This window comes from uncultured Veillonella sp., from assembly GCF_963534045.1.
Classification (GTDB): Bacteria; Bacillota; Negativicutes; order Veillonellales; family Veillonellaceae; genus Veillonella.
On record NZ_CAUSQT010000018.1, the window covers coordinates 16,974 to 34,832 of the forward strand.

At 38.9% G+C, this 17,859-nt stretch carries 19 protein-coding genes; 18 read left to right on the forward strand and 1 reads right to left on the reverse strand.

The features are described 5' to 3' along the window. Window positions 1–7: 7 nt before the first annotated feature. The 18 genes from RYP29_RS04585 to ftsH all read left to right on the forward strand — a co-directional run bounded on the left by RYP29_RS04585 (window position 8) and on the right by ftsH (window position 16,182). The gene (locus RYP29_RS04585) at window positions 8–823 is read left to right on the forward strand and encodes a serine hydrolase (protein WP_311532484.1); all 816 of its coding nucleotides are present in this window, start codon (window positions 8–10) and stop codon (window positions 821–823) included. Beyond that, window positions 820–2,421, forward strand: coding sequence for a peptide ABC transporter substrate-binding protein (locus RYP29_RS04590; RefSeq protein ID WP_311532485.1), 1,602 nt, complete (start codon window positions 820–822; stop codon window positions 2,419–2,421). Before RYP29_RS04585 ends, RYP29_RS04590 begins: the two co-directional genes overlap by 4 nt. Window positions 2,422–2,538: 117 nt before the next feature. After that, a complete protein-coding gene (locus tag RYP29_RS04595) occupies window positions 2,539–3,477 on the forward strand; it encodes an LD-carboxypeptidase (RefSeq protein WP_311532486.1) in 939 nt (312 codons plus the stop codon). 32 nt (window positions 3,478–3,509) lie between these two features. Further along, window positions 3,510–4,658 (forward strand): amidohydrolase, encoded by a 1,149-nt coding sequence (locus RYP29_RS04600; protein WP_311532487.1) that lies wholly within the window; start codon window positions 3,510–3,512, stop codon window positions 4,656–4,658. A gap of 100 nt (window positions 4,659–4,758) precedes the next feature. Then, window positions 4,759–6,315 (forward strand): ABC-F family ATP-binding cassette domain-containing protein, encoded by a 1,557-nt coding sequence (locus tag RYP29_RS04605; protein WP_005376611.1) that lies wholly within the window; start codon window positions 4,759–4,761, stop codon window positions 6,313–6,315. 8 nt (window positions 6,316–6,323) lie between these two features. Beyond that, a complete protein-coding gene (gene folE, locus RYP29_RS04610) occupies window positions 6,324–6,887 on the forward strand; it encodes a GTP cyclohydrolase I (RefSeq protein WP_005379821.1) in 564 nt (187 codons plus the stop codon). After that, window positions 6,880–7,713, forward strand: coding sequence for a dihydropteroate synthase (gene folP / locus RYP29_RS04615; protein WP_311532488.1), 834 nt, complete (start codon window positions 6,880–6,882; stop codon window positions 7,711–7,713). The genes folE and folP overlap by 8 nt, the downstream gene beginning before the upstream one ends. A gap of 10 nt (window positions 7,714–7,723) precedes the next feature. Further along, window positions 7,724–8,086: a dihydroneopterin aldolase gene (gene folB, locus RYP29_RS04620; RefSeq protein WP_005379804.1), complete on the forward strand. Its 363-nt coding sequence runs from the start codon at window positions 7,724–7,726 to the stop codon at window positions 8,084–8,086. Continuing rightward, window positions 8,086–8,556, forward strand: a complete 471-nt coding sequence (gene folK, locus RYP29_RS04625) for a 2-amino-4-hydroxy-6-hydroxymethyldihydropteridine diphosphokinase (RefSeq protein ID WP_311532489.1) — start codon at window positions 8,086–8,088, stop codon at window positions 8,554–8,556. Before folB ends, folK begins: the two co-directional genes overlap by 1 nt. A gap of 29 nt (window positions 8,557–8,585) precedes the next feature. After that, window positions 8,586–9,395, forward strand: coding sequence for a hypothetical protein (locus tag RYP29_RS04630; RefSeq protein ID WP_311532490.1), 810 nt, complete (start codon window positions 8,586–8,588; stop codon window positions 9,393–9,395). Between the two features lie 9 nt (window positions 9,396–9,404). Then, the gene (locus RYP29_RS04635; RefSeq protein ID WP_311532491.1) at window positions 9,405–9,641 is read left to right on the forward strand and encodes a GlsB/YeaQ/YmgE family stress response membrane protein; all 237 of its coding nucleotides are present in this window, start codon (window positions 9,405–9,407) and stop codon (window positions 9,639–9,641) included. An 88-nt stretch (window positions 9,642–9,729) separates the two neighbouring features. After that, entirely contained in the window at window positions 9,730–10,677 is a 948-nt protein-coding gene (locus RYP29_RS04640) for an L-lactate dehydrogenase (RefSeq protein ID WP_038125235.1), read from the forward strand. A gap of 124 nt (window positions 10,678–10,801) precedes the next feature. Beyond that, entirely contained in the window at window positions 10,802–11,128 is a 327-nt protein-coding gene (locus RYP29_RS04645; protein ID WP_005379832.1) for a septum formation initiator family protein, read from the forward strand. A 57-nt stretch (window positions 11,129–11,185) separates the two neighbouring features. Beyond that, the gene (locus tag RYP29_RS04650; RefSeq protein WP_005379830.1) at window positions 11,186–11,587 is read left to right on the forward strand and encodes a S1 domain-containing RNA-binding protein; all 402 of its coding nucleotides are present in this window, start codon (window positions 11,186–11,188) and stop codon (window positions 11,585–11,587) included. A gap of 95 nt (window positions 11,588–11,682) precedes the next feature. Further along, a complete protein-coding gene (locus RYP29_RS04655; protein ID WP_311532492.1) occupies window positions 11,683–12,585 on the forward strand; it encodes a phosphatase in 903 nt (300 codons plus the stop codon). Window positions 12,586–12,619: 34 nt separating this feature from the next. Further along, the gene (gene tilS / locus RYP29_RS04660; RefSeq protein WP_311532495.1) at window positions 12,620–13,582 is read left to right on the forward strand and encodes a tRNA lysidine(34) synthetase TilS; all 963 of its coding nucleotides are present in this window, start codon (window positions 12,620–12,622) and stop codon (window positions 13,580–13,582) included. Between the two features lie 24 nt (window positions 13,583–13,606). Continuing rightward, on the forward strand, window positions 13,607–14,149 hold the full coding sequence (gene hpt, locus RYP29_RS04665) for a hypoxanthine phosphoribosyltransferase (protein ID WP_009661434.1): 543 nt from the start codon (window positions 13,607–13,609) through the stop codon (window positions 14,147–14,149). Between the two features lie 122 nt (window positions 14,150–14,271). After that, complete coding sequence (gene ftsH / locus RYP29_RS04670) at window positions 14,272–16,182, forward strand: ATP-dependent zinc metalloprotease FtsH (protein WP_311532493.1); 1,911 nt, start codon at window positions 14,272–14,274, stop codon at window positions 16,180–16,182. Between the two features lie 149 nt (window positions 16,183–16,331). Here the strand turns inward: ftsH and RYP29_RS04675 are convergent, their stop codons facing one another. Next, the gene (locus RYP29_RS04675) at window positions 16,332–17,444 is read right to left on the reverse strand and encodes an IS1249 family transposase (RefSeq protein WP_311532494.1); all 1,113 of its coding nucleotides are present in this window, start codon (window positions 17,442–17,444) and stop codon (window positions 16,332–16,334) included. Window positions 17,445–17,859 lie beyond the last annotated feature (415 nt).

Below are 17,859 nucleotides of genomic sequence, written 5' to 3' on the forward strand. Positions count from 1 at the left end.
GTAAATAATGGAACAGTTAATCGTAGGGAAATCCTTAGAAATGCAATTGGCAGCTTTGCTTGATACGTTGCCTTCAGATGCCACTGTATCCTATATGGTAACGCGTCTGAATGAAGGGGAGGAGGCTACCATAGTAGCTTCTTCTAAGGAAACGATTGTCCATACTGGTGCTAGTATGGTAAAAATGCTTATTTTGGAATATGTATTTCATCTAGCAGCACAAGAACAACTCGATCTTAACGATACGATTGCATTGAGTCGGAGCCCTCGTGTTGAAGGGGCTGGCGCCTTGATGGAATTGGTGGGTAATCATAGTTTTAGTTATTTAGAGCTATGTCGATTGATGATGGTACTCAGTGATAATTGGGCGACTAATCTATTGATACAAGCCTTGGGCATGGAAAATATTAATGCCAGAGCTGAACAACTAGGGCTTGAACATTTTGAAATCAATCGTATGATGATGGATTTTACAGCGGTAAAAGAAAACCGAGAAAATTATATTACTGCCATGGATATGGCTGTATTGTTACATCATATATATGAATTGCGTCATACCATATATGGCCATGAGATGTGGAATATTCTGGGGCGTCAACAGTTCAGAGATATATTGCCATTTCATTGGGGGGAAGATGTAATATTCCATCATAAAACGGGTTCGTTAGATTGTGTTGAGCATGATGCGGGCATTATAGAAACGATGAATGGAGATTTTTGTTTTGTTTTATTAATGAGTCATTTATGTAATGATAGGGCAAAACAACTAGGAGCTCAGATGGGGCTCATTATGAAAGAATTTGTAGAGGATGCATTACCATGATGGATAAACGTAAATTGCTTAAGCTCGTGGTACTAGCCTTTGGCGTGAGTATATTGCTACTCGTCTTTGGGTATACTAACGGGCCTAAGATTGTTGATGAGCATACGATACGATATGTATTGGAACAAGAACCATCAACACTAGATCCGGCTAAGTCTAGTACATCACCTGAGGCGACCGTTCAATTACAGCTATTTGATGGTTTGGTTCGTTTAGATGATAAAGGCGAGCCAGAGGCTGCCATAGCAAAGAGTTGGACTATGTCAGATGATGGTACAACATATACATTCCATTTGAGACCTAATCTGAAGTGGTCTAATGGAGAACCATTAACAGCTCATGATTTTGAGTATGCTTGGAAAAGAACCTTGGATCCGGATACAGGCGCTGATAACGCTTATATGTTATATGTGATTAAGAATGGCGAAGCTTTCAATAATGGCAAAGCCGATCGCAATGATGTTGGTGTAGAAGCAATTGATGACGATACATTAGTTGTTACCTTAGAACATCCAACAGCGTATTTCTTAAAATTATTGGCCTCTCACGGTTATTATCCGGTGAATAAAAAAACTGTAGAAAATAATGAAAATTGGGGCAATAATGCGGAAACAATTATTTCTAATGGGCCTTATAAATTGTTGAGTTGGCAACATAATGGAGAGCTCAATTTTGTCAAAAATGAAAACTATTGGGATGCTGATGAAGTTGTAACAAAAACGATGAATTGGCCGATTAGTGAATCTCAAAGTACACGCCTTACTCTCGTTGAAGGTGGCGAAGCGGACATGATGGTAGAACCTCCTGTAGCAGATCAACAACGGTTAGAAGAAGCTGGTTTATTGCACATAGGCCCTATGCTTGGTAACTATTATTACCTATTTAATGTGAAAGCAGAACCTTTTACCAATCCTGATGTACGTAAAGCCTTTTCCATGGTTATTAATCGTAAGGAAATTGTAAAGAATATCGTAAAAGGTGGTAAGGAAGAAGCGTATGCATTTGTTCCATATGGTATGCTTGAAAGCAATGGAACTGATGATTTCCGTGAAGTCGGTAGTTATCTTGTATATGAAGATGTAGAGCAAGCTAAGGAATTGATAAAAGAGGCTGGCTATGATGAAAATCATCCATTGCCACCAATTACGATTTTGTATAATACGAGTGAAATGCATAAAGCGATAGCAGAAGCCATTCAAGCAACATGGCATAAAGCATTTGGCGCTGATGTACGATTGCAGAATCAAGAGACTAAGGTGTTCCTTGCCAATCGCGAGGCTGGCAAATATCAAGTGGCTCGTGCATCCTGGGTTGCTGACTATGGGGACCCACAAAACTTCTTAGAAGTATTTTCTGCTGAAGATAATGACAGCCAATATCATAGTGAAGAATATAATGAGCTTATCGCTCGTATTCGTAGCACCCCAGATAGTGCAGAACGTGATGCATTGATGCATAAAGCAGAACGCATGATTTTTGATGAATCCTTAGTTATGCCATTGTACTTTACGACACAACCATATGTATCTAATGGAACCATTCAAAACTATTTCTGGACTGTACTTGGTCAAGTAGACTTTAAAAAAGCATATAAATAAGATACACTAAAGACGTACAAATTGTACGTCTTTTTTGTATTTTACGATTTATGTATGGTCGTTTATAGTTACTATTAGTACATGACCTTGTAAACAATGCTATATATGTGAGGAATTATGGAGTGGAAGTATCCAAGGTGTTTAAAAAAAGGTATGACTATTGGGTGTATAGCACCTGCAAGTAGTAGTGATGAGTCTTTAGACGCGATACAACAAATATGCGAGGAACATGGTTATCAGATTATATTTGGCGAATCTTGTTATCGCACTGGCTTGTATGGGGGCAGTCCTGAGGAGCAGGCACAAGAGTTTGAATGGATGATGACTGCTGCCCCATGTGATGCGGTGTTAGCATTGCGTGGTGGATATGGTACGATGCGCTATATTGATCGTCTTGACTACACCGCTATACGTGAATATGGAAAGCCATTTATTGGCTATAGTGATTGTACAGCGTTACACATGGCTATCAATCGATATAGTCGTCTTGTTACGTATCATGGGCCAATGGGCGTAGATTTTACTAAATCACGAAATGAGGATATACACCATTTATTTGAGGTATTAGAAGGTAAACTTCGTGTTATTGAGCCTTTACCTGAGCCGCCTCGAGGGGCTATTGGTACAGAACTAGGGGACGGCATATTGCGCGGTGGCAATATGACTATGCTTTCTATGCTGTGTGGCACACCTTATTTCTTAGAGGATGATAGCATAGAGGATACGATTTTATTTATAGAGGATATTGGTGAGGCACCATATAAACTAGATCGTATGTTACAACAATGGAGATTATCCGGCTTGTTAAGTCGGATAAAGGGGATGATGATTGGCACCTTTACCGATTGCCAAGGGGATGAGGACGAATCTGATTACGACATAGGTTATGAAGCTCTTCGATATATGGAAGAAAATAGAGCTTTACATCTATCCGATCCCTTTGTATGCTATGTGCCAACGGGACATGGTACACCGCATCAGACATTGCCATTAGGTGGGCATGTTCATTTTCGATATATTTCTAATACAATCGTATTATCGCCTTATACAGAATAACGTACATTATAAGGCGGCATGAGGATGGATATATGAATTTAAAGAACCGAGAAATTCAAGCGTGTACCATAATTGATGGTATACAAGATGAGTTGAAATCGATTTCGTTATTTTTACATAACAACCCTGAATTAGGTCAACAGGAGGTGCGTGCTGTACAAACAATTAGCCGCTATATGGAGCAACATGGCTTTGATACGACCGTAGGGCTAACGACATGCCCTGAATTGCGTACCGCTATGCGAAGTGATATAGGCTTAGATCGTTTGCATAAAATGGCTTTTTTAGGTGAATATGATGCACTGCCTGAATTAGGTCATGGGTGTGGGCATAACTTAATCGCCATCATGAGTATGGGTGCCGCTATAGCATTTAGTCAAACCGCTCGCGATACATGGGGAACGACATTTTTTGGCTGTCCAGCCGAGGAGACCATTGGTGGCAAGGTATTTATGGCTAATGAAGGGCTTTTTAAAGGCTATGATGGGGCTCTCATCATTCATCCAGGCGGAGAAAATGAGGTGGGCGGTACCTCGTTAGCTACCCATCCTCTAGAGGTAACCTTTCATGGACGGTCATGTCATATTGCATCTTTGACTGACTCTGGAATTAATGCGTTGGATTGTGCTGTCGATTTATATCAATCTATTAAAATGATGAAACAGGATATCTTTCCAAAAGGGGCTATCGTAGGTGCCATATTTACTCAGGCTGGTACTGCACCCAATGTGGTAACCGATAAGGCTACATTACGAATGACAGTGCGTGGCGCTACTGTATCTGATTTAGAAGCTATTATTTTGCCAGCTATTAAAGCAGAGGCTAATCGCATTGCTACAAGCTATGGTGCTACTGTGGATATGCATCACTATGAACCTTTATTTAAGGATATGAGGCAAGATGATCGTTTAGTATCCTTGTTTGATGAGGTGATGACTGAGTTTGGTGAAAGCCCACGGAAATTACCACCCGATGAGGCCGATGGCAGTACCGATGTAGGAAATGTATCCTATGAAGTGCCTACGGCGCAGCCTACTTTGAATATAGGAAATCAGTTAGAAGCACATACTCCTGAGTTTGCTTGTGCTGCAGGGTCTCCTTATGGATTGGACCAAGCTATTAAAGGTGCTAAGATTATGGCCGTTGTTGCCTTGCGTTATGCGGAATCATTAGAAGTGTAAATTTTGACATATCTAGTGTAATCAAGGTACAATAAATATATTAATTAGTGTGAACTAAGCCGTCTTATTTAGACGGCTTTTATTCCGATGGAGATAGATAATGAGTGTATTAACAGTATCCCATGTGACTCATGGCTTTGGGGCACGACAAATATTAGATGATGCATCGTTCCGACTGTTAAAGGGGGAACATGTAGGTTTAATAGGTGCTAATGGAGAAGGTAAATCTACCTTCTTAAACATCATTACCGGCAAACTACCACCAGATGAAGGCAAAATAGAGTGGTCTAATCAAGTAACGGTAGGTTACTTGGACCAGCATGCAGTACTCGAAAAGGGCATGACAATTCGCGATGTATTACAACGTGCCTTTGATGATTTGTATGTTATGGAGTCAAAGATCAATGATGCATACAATAAAATGGGTGATGTATCAGAAGATGAAATGAACCGTCTCTTAGAACAAGTCGGTGAATGGCAAGAAATCTTAGAACAACGTGGGTTCTACGAGATTGATGCGGTCATTGAACGAACTGCACAAGGTTTAGGGCTTATGGATATTGGTTTAGAGCGTGATGTATCTGAGCTAAGTGGCGGTCAACGTACGAAGGTTTTGTTGACGAAACTATTATTAGAAAAGCCGACCATATTGCTATTAGACGAACCAACAAACTATTTAGATGTAGAACATATTCATTGGTTGCAAAACTATTTGCAAAATTACGAGAATGCATTCATTCTAATCTCTCATGATATGGAATTTTTAAACTCCGTAGTCAATGTCATCTATCACATTGAGCAAGCTGTCCTTACTCGATATACGGGGGATTATCATCAGTTCCAAGCTGCTTATGAAGTTCAAAAGGCACAAGCGCGTAAGGCTTATGAACGACAACAACAAGAAATTGAGCGTATGGAGGATTTCATTCAACGCAATAAGGCACGTGTGGCTACGCGCGGTATGGCAAATTCCCGTGCTAAACGGTTAGAAAAAATGGAAATCCTTGAAAAACCGAAGGAATATATCAAACCATCCTTTGGCTTTAAAGAAGGCCGTACACCTAGTCGTTTTATTGTTGAAGCCTTTGGACTTGAGATTGGTTATGACGAACCGCTCACAAGACCTGTAGACTTTCAAATTGAACGAAATAAAAAAATCGCTATTCGCGGTGTTAATGGTTTAGGTAAGACCACATTATTAAAGACTATTTTAGGACTGTTAAAACCTGTCAGCGGTGAATTGGTGAAGGGTGATTTCCTCGAAGTAGGTTATTTTGCTCAAGAGGATGCACCATCTAATTCAGAAACTGCGTTAGACTATATTTGGAATGAATATCCGGCTATGACGAATGCCGAAGTTCGTGCAGCACTAGCGCGATGCGGATTGACGAACGAACACATTACATCTCAAATGCGAGTCCTATCCGGTGGAGAAAATGCAAAGGTGCGACTCTGCAAATTAATGCAGAAAAAATATAATGTTCTTGTTCTTGATGAACCGACAAATCATTTGGATATCTATGCTAAGGACGAATTGGCACGGGCATTGCGTGAATTTAAGGGAACCATTGTTCTCGTTAGTCATGAACCGGAATTCTATGAAGGTTGGGTTACCGATATTTGGAATATAGAGGATTGGACAACGAAGATCGTTTAGGAGGGCCTATGAATCAACTTGCGAAAGAAGGTATAGAACAGTTTTTACGTGCTCTATCCGTTGATACAAAGGCACCAGAGTTAGAAAAAACACCGACCCGTGTAACAGAATTATATGAAGAGCTGTTTTCTGGTGTCGGGAAGGAAACAAAGGAACTCTGGGGGGAATTGTTTTCTACGGACTACAATGGTTTGGTAGCCGTTACAGACATTCCATTTTATTCAATGTGTGAACACCATCTATTGCCATTTTTTGGTACAGTAGATGTGATATATCAACCACATAGTGGTTGTGTAGCTGGCTTAAGTAAGTTTAATGATGTAATTACGGTGTTAAGTAGAAAGCCACAATTACAGGAACGCTTGACTCGAGAAATCGCTGATGCTATAGAACGTGATTTATCAGCAGAAGGTGTTTTTGTACGTCTTAAAGCAACACAATTATGTATGTTGATGAAGGGGACTTTGCAACAAGGCTCGCAAGTTGTTACTATAGAAAGTAGAGGCCTATTAAGGGAGGCTGGCTCTTTGCGAGATGAAGCATTGGCTATGTTAGGAGGCACAAATGTATAAACGTAGACAATATACTTGGAGTGATGGAAAATCATTACGCTTATTTGACCATACATTAATTATGGGAATCTTAAATGGCACACCAGATTCTTTTTCTGATGGTGGATTGCATAATACACCAGTAGCAGCAGTTACATGGACTAAACAAATGATTCAAGATGGGGCTGATGTCATCGATTTAGGTGTTGAATCTACACGTCCTGGATGCACTCCATTGAGTGCGGATGAAGAAATTGAACGCCTTAGGGTACTACTGGATCCTGTATTAGAAGCATCTTCTGTTCCGGTGTCCATTGATACATACCATGCAAAAACTGCAGATTATGCATTCTCTAAAGGGGCGCATATTCTAAATGATATATGGGGATTGCATTATGATCCTGATATGGCAGCTGTAGCAGCAAAATATCGTGTACCAGTCATCATTATGCATAATAGCAATGATACAAATTATGATGACATCATTGAAGATATGAAGGCTTATTTTTTCTCGGCTGTTGATAAAGCGTTAAAAGAAGGTGTACAACCACAAAATATTTGGCTCGACCCAGGTATTGGATTTGGCAAAACCGAGGAGCAAAACATTGAGGTATTACAACGTTTAGGCGAAATTACAGCTTATGAATATCCGGTGTTATTGGCACCTAGTCGAAAACGCTTCATAGGTTCAATGCTCGGTGGTTTACCTCCAGAAGAACGCGATGAAGGGACTGTTGCTGCTTGTATTACAGGGGTATTCCAAGGGATTGATATGGTTCGCGTGCATAATGTATTGATGCATAAACGAGCTCTAGCTGTAGCAGACGGATTGTTGCGGGGCGAATAAGGAGTTTACTATGGATAAAATCATATTAAAGAATATGGCTTTTTATGGGTATCATGGTAATTTAGATTCTGAAAAATCACAAGGTCAACGATTCTACGTAGATGTTGAAATCAAGACTGATTTAACAAAACCAGGTCAAACAGATGTGTTAGAGGATTCTATCAACTATGTTGAGGTTTACGACATGGTAGCTTCCATTATGACTGGTGAAAGTTGTAATCTCTTAGAACATATAGGAGCATTGATTGCCGATACATTGTATCAACACTTTCAAGGTATTATCGGCCTTAGTGTAGCCGTACGAAAACCGTCTGTGCCGATAGCTGGTGTATTAGATTATGTAGAAGTTGTAACGACTCGAGGTCAAATTTAATGTATACATACTATATTAGTGTAGGTTCTAATATAGGAAATCGCCGTCAGTTTATTACGGGCGCATATGATTCGCTTTCAATACATCCTCAAGTTCATAGGATTACTAGTTCATCCGTTATGGAAACAGAACCTTGGGGCTATACAGAACAAGATGTGTTTTTAAACGCTGTTTGGCGTGTATCTAGCTCATTAGAACCTCACGATTTACTCGATGTCTTACAGTCATTAGAGTGTGAGGCTCAACGTAAGAGGGATATTCATTGGGGACCAAGAACACTTGATTTGGATATTGTATATGCCCTATCGGATGATGGTGTGTGTATGTATATCAATGATGCTCGATTAGTGATTCCTCATCCCTATTTTTGGGATAGACTATTTGTTTTGGAGCCTTTGTTGGAGCTAGATAAAGAGTTTACATATAATGGGGAATCCATAGGTGATAGGATTCAAACACTAAAGAAATAATATGAGATGTGTATTCATAAGGGGTTAAGATGAATGCAAAACGACTGGGCTTTATCATTGTTGCCATTCTTTTAATGGGATTGTCTTATTGGGCAATGTCAATGGTTAATGATGATGTAAAGTCTGTGAAAGTTGATCCAGAACAGCATACATTAATGGTTACATCAAATGATGCTATTATATCGAAGCGACTGTTGGCGATGAAGCAAATCGGTGACAATGTATATTTTTTAGGCTATGAAGGTTATGGTATTTATAATGTAAGGGATAATACCATTCGCCTTAATACAGTTCAATTTAAGGGAACACATATTGATCCAGGACAACTAAAAAACTATCAAAAGGGCGTGCGCCATGTTGAGAATATAAGTAGTTTTCGGGATTTTACGTCTGAAGAACAGCAAAACTTTATGGATATGCTAAATGCTACGGATAAGGGGGCTCATTATATAGAGCCTTATTATCAATCTGGTTATGAGTCATCACTTATCGATTTAGATACATCGTTTTTTATCACGAATAATGTAAAGTCACTTAAACAAAGAGATACTAAATTATATATATTGGATGGTTCAGGATTTATCATTATTGATCAATCGAAACAAGAAATTCAGGGATATTTTAATACTCGTATTCTAGGAGAAGGAACGAAAGGGATTCCAGATAGCTTGAAAGGCTATTATGGTTCTCAATTTATACGAATCTATGCATTAAATAAAATAGATCCAGATGATTTGACTATTTTATGGAATATGCGTAAACAATATGTAGAGAAAAATAAAATTGATGTACAAGGGCAGAATTTATTTCCTTTAGAATTATCTGACGTACATCAGTAGGAGGTACATATGCTTTGGTCTATTATTGTTGGTGGTTTTATTGGTTTCGTAGCAGGACGTATTACTAAGAAAGCGAAAAGTATGGGAATTATTCTCCGTGTTATTGCAGGTTTAGTAGGTGCTATCGTTGGTCAAGCTTTACTTGGTACCTGGGGACCTAGTCTTGCGGGGATGGCCTTAATTCCATCCATTGTAGGTGCAGTTATCGTTATTGCTGTAGTGAGTTTCTTTTTTGGAAGGGACTAACAATATATTAAAAAAAGGACTATTATAGTAAGTGGCTATAATAGTCCTTTCAATTATTTATAAACCAAATGGTATTGAGGAGGCCCTTATGAAATTACGTAAAGTAGGTATTATCGGAACTGGACATGTAGGCTCGCATGTAGCATTTTCTTTAGCTTTGCAAGGCGAAGTTGATGAGTTATATATGATGGATATTGATGAAAAGAAAGCTAAAGCACAAGCTATGGATGTTAATGATGCGGTTAGTTATATCCCTCATCGTGTAACGGCTACATCTGGTCCGATTGAAGAATGTGGTGATTGTGATATTCTTGTTTTTAGTGCAGGTCCACTACCTAATTTATATCAAGATCGCCTAGAAAGCCTTGGTGATACAATCGCAGTACTAAAGGATGTTATTCCTCGCATTAAAGCATCTGGATTTAAGGGCTTTATTATTTCTATATCTAATCCAGCAGATGTAGTGGCTACGTATTTATGTAAACATTTAGATTGGAATCCAAAGCGCATTATTTCGTCAGGTACAGCGCTAGATTCTGCAAGATTGCAAAAAGAGTTAGCTCATATATTCGATATTAGCAATCGAACTATTACTGCTTATTGCATGGGTGAGCATGGCGCAAGTGCTATGGTGCCATGGTCCCATGTGTATGTACAAGGCAAGCCGTTAGTAGAATTGCAAAAAGAATTGCCTCATAGATTTCCGGAACTAGATCATAAACAAGTGTTAGATGATGTTAAAATTGGTGGATATCATGTGTTGGCAGGCAAAGGCTCTACGGAATTTGGTATAGCAAGTGCCACCACAGAGTTAATTCGCTCTGTATTTCATGATGAGAAAAAAGTATTGCCATGTTCTTGTTATTTAGATGGGCAATACGGGGAAACAGGCGTTTTTGCATCCACACCTGCTGTCATTGGCAAGGATGGTATAGAAGATGTTCTTGAATTACAAATGACAGAGGATGAATTGGCTTTATTTAAGAAATCCTGTGCGGTTATTAGAGAATATGCAAAAAAAGCAGAAACTATGTAATGTACCTTAAATATATTTCAAAATAAATCTACTTTTATACAATTTTCTACCTATAATTTCCTAGGGGTTATGTGGTATAATTTGTTATTATGTATATAGTTAATACTATTTTTGGGGGCTCTGCATGAAACAATCTGAACATCGTGAAAAACCGATAAAGCGTAGACGGGTGCAACGAAATCGACGCGCTGAAGATCGTAAGATTGTCATTATGTGGGTGAAACGCATTGCAGTTGCAGTAATGGTTATGCTTTTACTTGGACAAGCATATCGCTTAGTAGCTATATATCAAGAAAAACAACATATTGAACAACAATTGCAAGAATTGCAACAAAGAAATGATGAATTAGAACAAGAAAAAGCAAAGCTACAAGATCCTAAGAATATTGAAAATGTAGCACGTGAGCAATTAGGCCTCGTTAAACCAGGTGAAGTGCCATATGTAAAATGATCTTGTCATCATTAGTGTAGTTTTAGTTTATATTTTGAGGTTTTATTAGGAGGTTGCATGGCAATCGAAGTTGGTAGCGTTTTAAACGGTACAGTTTCCGGTATTACAAAGTTTGGTGCTTTTATCGATTTAGGTGATAAACAAACAGGTTTAGTTCATATTTCAGAAGTAGCTCATGGCTATGTAGAGGATATTAACGATGTACTAAAAGTACAAGATGCAGTGAAGGTAAAGGTCTTATCTGTAGATGGTAGTAAAATTGGTCTTTCCATTCGTCAAACTCAAGAAAAACCACAAGTAGAGGAACGCCGTCCAGAGCGCCGTGTACAAAGTCGACAAAGTGCAGAGTCTTTTGAGGCAAAGATGAAATCATTCTTGCGTGATAGCAACGAGCGATTACATGATTTAAAACGTAATACAGAAGGTAAACGTGGTGGCCGTGGCGGTCGTCGCGATTAAAATAAAGAGATGGTTTCGGCCATCTCTTTGTGCATATACTTTAAAATTACAATTATAGTGGGTAATTAATAGAGGGATAATAAGGAGGGGCGACTATGAAAGCTGCTATTATCGATGTAGGTTCTAATTCTATTCGATTATTACTAGGAACTTATATAGGTGGTCAATGGCATAACGAACCAAAGCGGTTATGGACAACGCGATTAGGCAAACGAAATGAAGATGGATCGTTAACGACAGAATCGATGGATGCATCTTATAAAGCGTTTTCTGAAATAGCCACTCTAGCGAAAGATTATGGCGTAGACCATTGTCTTGCATTTGCAACGAGTGCCGTTCGAGAAGCATCAAATGGCATTGCGTTTATGGAGCAAGCCATGACATATTGCTCCATGACGTATCGTATCTTAAGTGGTGATGAAGAAGCAGTTTATGGATTTAAAGGCGCTTTACAAGATCGTTTAGCTGACGGATTACATTATGCAACCATTGATATTGGCGGTGGTAGTACTGAGTTGGCGCTCGGTTCTAAAGATAGCATCTATTGGAGTCGCTCCTATCCGGTTGGTGCGGTACGCCTTAGACCTCTTTCGGATGAAGGCCCTCAACGAGTATGGGAAGAAACACGGTTTTTATGGGACCCCATGATGATAGAAGGTACGTTCGGTGATTTCATTGGTATCGGAGGCACTATTACAACCTTAGCGGCTATTGATTTAAAAATGACAGAATATGATGGCCATAAAATTCAAGGTCATAAGCTTTCTAGAGAATGTATAGAAGGCATTATCTTACAACTGCGCTATATGAGCCGTGATGAGCGTTTACATGTACCAGGACTACAGCCTGGGCGTGCAGATATTATTGTAAGTGGTGCAGAAATACTAACATCATTTATGGATGCTTATGAGGTGCCTCATATTTTTGTAAGTGAACAAGATGGTATGGAAGCATTACAACAAGAATTGATTACAAGTTATGATGAGACAGCACAGTAAATCGACTCCTAAACAAATCAAACAACTCCATAGAATGGTTAATAAGACCTTAAAAGATTTTAGTTTATTTCCTCATGAGGCACGAATCTTAGTTGCTTGTTCAGGGGGCCCAGATTCTATGGTCTTATTAAATGTTTTGCAATATGTAAAGGTACATAGAAAAGCACGGTGGACTATTGGCGTTACTACTATGGATCATTCTATTCGCAGAGAAAGCCTAAGTGAATTGCAAATGGTTGCATCCTATTGCAATAAGAACAATTTGCCATTTTGGGGTGTTAAAAAGGATATTCCCACTATAGCCGGGGAGCGAAAGGAGTCGTTAGAGACTGTTGGCCGATGTGAGCGCTATAAGTGGTTCAATGAATTAGCTGAGCGTGAACATTATGATTATATTGTCACTGCTCATCATAAGGATGATCAAGGGGAAACCATTTTAGCACATATATTGCGCGGGTCTGGTATCAAAGGTATTACCGGCATGTCTGTGATAAGTCATGATTACACTGTTCCTATAGTTAGACCTCTATTGGCGGTTACAAAAGATGAAATACTAGAATATGCTCGTTTACAGGATATTGAATATTGCGTGGATGCATCTAATGAAGATGTGAAATATAATAGAAACCGCATTCGTCATGAGGTAATTCCTACGCTACAAACCATTAATCCCAATGTAGTAGATGCCTTATGTAGATTGGGCGATATTGCTCAAGTTGATGAAGCGTATCTTAATGGTGAAAGCCAGCGTTTATTTACGCAGTTAGTACGACCTGTAGATAATGGATTTCAGATATCTAGGCGTCGTATGCGGGTACTACCGCTCGCTATGCAGCGGCGATTGTGGCAATTGATGATACCCAGTGTTTCACTATCCCTAGCGCATCAAGAACAATTGGCCCATATCATACGTACGGGGGAAGCTAAAACTTTCACCATACAAAAAGTTACAATTAACGCGCAATGTGATACAATACTTGTATATTGCAAACATTAGATATAGATCCGGGAGGTCTTATATATGCATCAAGATGTAAAAGAAATTTTATATTCTCAAGAACAATTAGCAACTCGCATTCGTGAGTTAGGTGCTGAGATTAGCAAAGATTATGCTAATGAATCTGTTGTATTAGTCGGCGTTTTGAAAGGCGCTATTGTTTTCTATACCGATTTAGCTCGCACAATCGATGACTCAGTAGATGTATCATTCGATTTTATTTCTTGTTCTAGTTACGGTGATGGTACAACAAGTACTGGTGTGGTTCGTATTTTAAAAGACTTAGATCGCTCCGTAGAAGGTAAAAATGTACTCGTTGTAGAAGATATCGTAGATACGGGGACAACTCTTCATTATTTATTGGATAATTTGAAGGCTCGTGGCGCTAAGAGTGTTCGACTTGTTGCCCTTCTTAATAAACCGGAACGCCGTAAAATGGACGTAGATGTCGATTATGTAGGCTTTACGGTTCCAGATTATTTTGTTGTTGGGTATGGCTTAGATTATGCTGAACAATATCGTCAATTACCATATATTGGTATTTTGAAAGAATCTGTTTACCAATAAGGGTGTAATATATTTATAACTAAAATAATGGCGAGTATTTGTTCGCCTTATATGGTATAATATAATAATGCATATCATTATGCATTATTAGGTTATACATTACATGTGAAAGGAGTAATTTTTTGAGTCAATTTAGTAAAAAACTCGTCCTTTACTTACTTATCATTGCAATTGCCGTTTTCGCTATAGATTCTCTTGCAGGGCAGAATACTAATAAGGCCGAAATGAGTTATACCGGTTTTGTTCAACAGGTACAACAAAAAAAGGTTGAATCTGTAACGATTACAAATGACCATGGAATCAAAGGGAAATTAAAAAATGGTACAGATTTTGTGTCCTATGCTCCATCTGATGATACGTTGATCAAAACGTTGACAGATAATGGTGTTGAGATTACTGCTGCACCACCTGAACAACCTTCTTGGTGGGTTAGTTTATTAGGCTCCGCGATTCCTATTATTATCCTTGTGGTTGTGTTCTTCTTTATTATGCAACAAACCCAAGGTGGTGGCGGTCGTGTAATGAACTTTGGCAAAAGTCGTGCTAAGATGATGGGCGATGGTAATGTAAAGGTTAAATTTAGCGATGTAGCTGGTGCCGAAGAGGCAAAACAAGAATTGACAGAGGTTGTTGAATTCTTGAAGGATCCAGGTAAATTTACAAGTATTGGTGCAACCATTCCGAAAGGTGTCTTGTTAGCAGGACCTCCAGGTACAGGTAAAACCTTATTGGCTAAGGCTGTAGCCGGTGAAGCAGGTGTTCCGTTCTTTACCATTTCCGGTTCCGATTTCGTAGAAATGTTTGTCGGTGTCGGTGCATCTCGCGTACGTGATTTGTTTGGTCAAGCAAAGAAAAATGCGCCTTGTATCATTTTTATCGATGAAATTGATGCGGTAGGTCGTCAACGTGGTGCTGGTCTTGGTGGCGGTCACGATGAACGTGAACAAACACTAAACCAATTACTTGTTGAAATGGATGGCTTTGGTGCCAATGAAGGCATCATTACTCTTGCAGCGACTAACCGACCAGATATTTTGGACCCTGCATTATTGCGTCCTGGTCGTTTTGATAGACAAGTTGTTGTAGGACGTCCAGATCTTCATGGTCGTGAAGCAATCCTTAAAGTTCATGCACGTAATAAACCATTGGCAGATGACGTAGACTTAAAGACGATTGCGAAAAAGACACCTGGTTTCACCGGTGCTGATTTGAGCAATTTGTTAAACGAAGCTGCATTGTTAGCAGCGCGTTTAAATAAAAAAGTTATCACCATGGCTGAATTGGAAGAAGCCAGTGAAAAGGTTAGCATGGGCCCTGAACGCCGCAGTCATATTGTGAGCGAAAAGGACCGCAAATTGACGGCTTATCATGAATCTGGTCATGCTATCGTGGCGCATTTATTGCCGCATGCAAATCCTGTTCATAAAGTAACGATTATTCCACGCGGTTATGCTGGTGGTTATACAATGATGTTACCTAAAGAGGAACATGATTATAAGACTAAAGCACAACTATTGGCGGACATACGCGTAGCACTTGGTGGTCGTATTGCAGAGGCTCTTGTACTTGGCGATATCAGTACGGGCGCATCTGGTGATTTACAAAGTGTAACGAATACGGCACGTTCTATGGTTACTCGTTGGGGGATGAGCGATACGTTGGGACCAATTGTATTTGGTGAACAACAAGAGCAAGTATTCCTCGGCAAAAATATTGGTCATGAACGCAACTATAGTGAAGAAGTTGCAAGTAAGATCGATGTTGAAATTCATCATATTGTAGATGAAGCATATCGCGATGTAGAACAACTCTTAACAGATAACATGGATTTCTTACACAATATGGCAAAGGCTTTATTAGAAGAAGAAACTATTGATGCTAAGGCTGTTGAAAATCTTCATAAATATGGTACTACTAAGGCTCCTGATGAAACAGAAGCGCCTACAGCAAGTCATATGGATGCGATGGTTTCCATGCCTAATGCTACTGAAGAAACTAAGACAAGCTCTACAGAATCTGATGTACAATCTTAATACATAACTAAGGGGCTGTAACCAAACAGCCCCTTAAATTTAAAAAACTATTAGTTGATTAGATTATATCAATTAATAGTTTTTTGTATTTCTAAGCAAAAAGGGCCCCGAAGGACCCTTTTGGGTTATAGGACAAAAAGTGTGTGTGACTAATCCCAATAAGTTGGAAAATCTGTAGACATATGTAGCTCATTCCAAACAGGAGCATCACCCCATTGAGGGATTGAACGATCTATTTGGCAATAATCAGATAACCGTTTGTAGATAGCAGCAATCGATTCATCTGTAGGCATACAATTTAATATATCTGAAATAGAAAGCGGTCTTGGTGAGTGCATATAGCACCACCAATAGACCGCTTTTAGTCTTCTTTCAAGTGAAAGGCCTCTATGAGCCCGTAACATACTTCTTAGTTGAGCATTTACTCCACCTTCAATACGATTATTTGTTGTAGGTATTGTAATATCAATACATTCCAAAAAAGTAAATAAAGTTTGTTGCCTAATCAGACGCCATAATGATGATTCAGCTTTAAGCAAACGCTCATGTGTAGAGCGTTTGTTTCCGAATTCATCAATCGTCATTTCTCGTAAAAAATCAGAATATGTCATTCGCCACGCCGAAAGTTTATTAATCCATATAAAAGCTTGATCCATTGTTTTCACATTAAATAAATCTTTAGCAAGAGTATAAAGGTCCTTTCCTGCTAACGTTTTAGGTCTACTTGTCGTATATCGTCTAACCTGACAAAAAATGTGAAACAGGCATCTTTGGTGACTGCTATGAGGCCAAACTTTACGTAATGCTTTAGGCAAACCATTAGCACCATCAGACACAACGACTTTAGGTTCAGCAATCCGTTCCATTAAACACTGCCAAGCTCTAGCATGCTCATAACGGCAGACATACCATCCTAGAACATGAGTATCATTGCAACAAATCAACACACATAAATTCCTAGCTAAGTAAATTCCATCAAGATATACCACATCATGTACTTCTTCCACTTTTGGTGGCAATGGCCATATGGACCAAAATTTAGCGGTTTTACGCCTGAATGTACGACCTTTACCAGGCATATCAGCTTGAATATCGGTGCTGAATAACCAATTCAAGAATAGGTTTAACTCTTTACTTAAATTATTAATTTTAACGGTAAATGCCACCTTACAATGTTTGCAAAACCAACGCTGAGAACCAGATTTTAAAACACCATGTTTAATACATGTTTCATTACAATCAGGACATTTTATTTGTCGCATAAACTCTTCCTCCATATTTGTTTATATATAGGAAGATATAACCTCATTTTAATCAGTAATTACAAGGGTTAATTGATGTTTTTACCCACACTTTTTGTCCACCCTCAAACTTCTCCAGAAAAAGATTAAACCCTTATAACACTAGATATTTACTAGTGTTATAAGGGTTTTTACACACACTTTTTGTCCTATAAGCCACCCTTTTGGTATGTATGGTGCTTCTAAAAAATAGAACAGGCGTGTACTAATTTTAGAAAGGTATGAATGGTGCTCCTAAAAAATAGAACAGGCCTGTTCTATTTTAAAATAGGTATGTATATGTAAGGCAATATAAAAGGGGCTGTAACAAAACAGCCCCTTGTTGTATATATAGTTGTTTTCCTTGCTATTGTCCATCGCTAGCATGTCTCGTAGC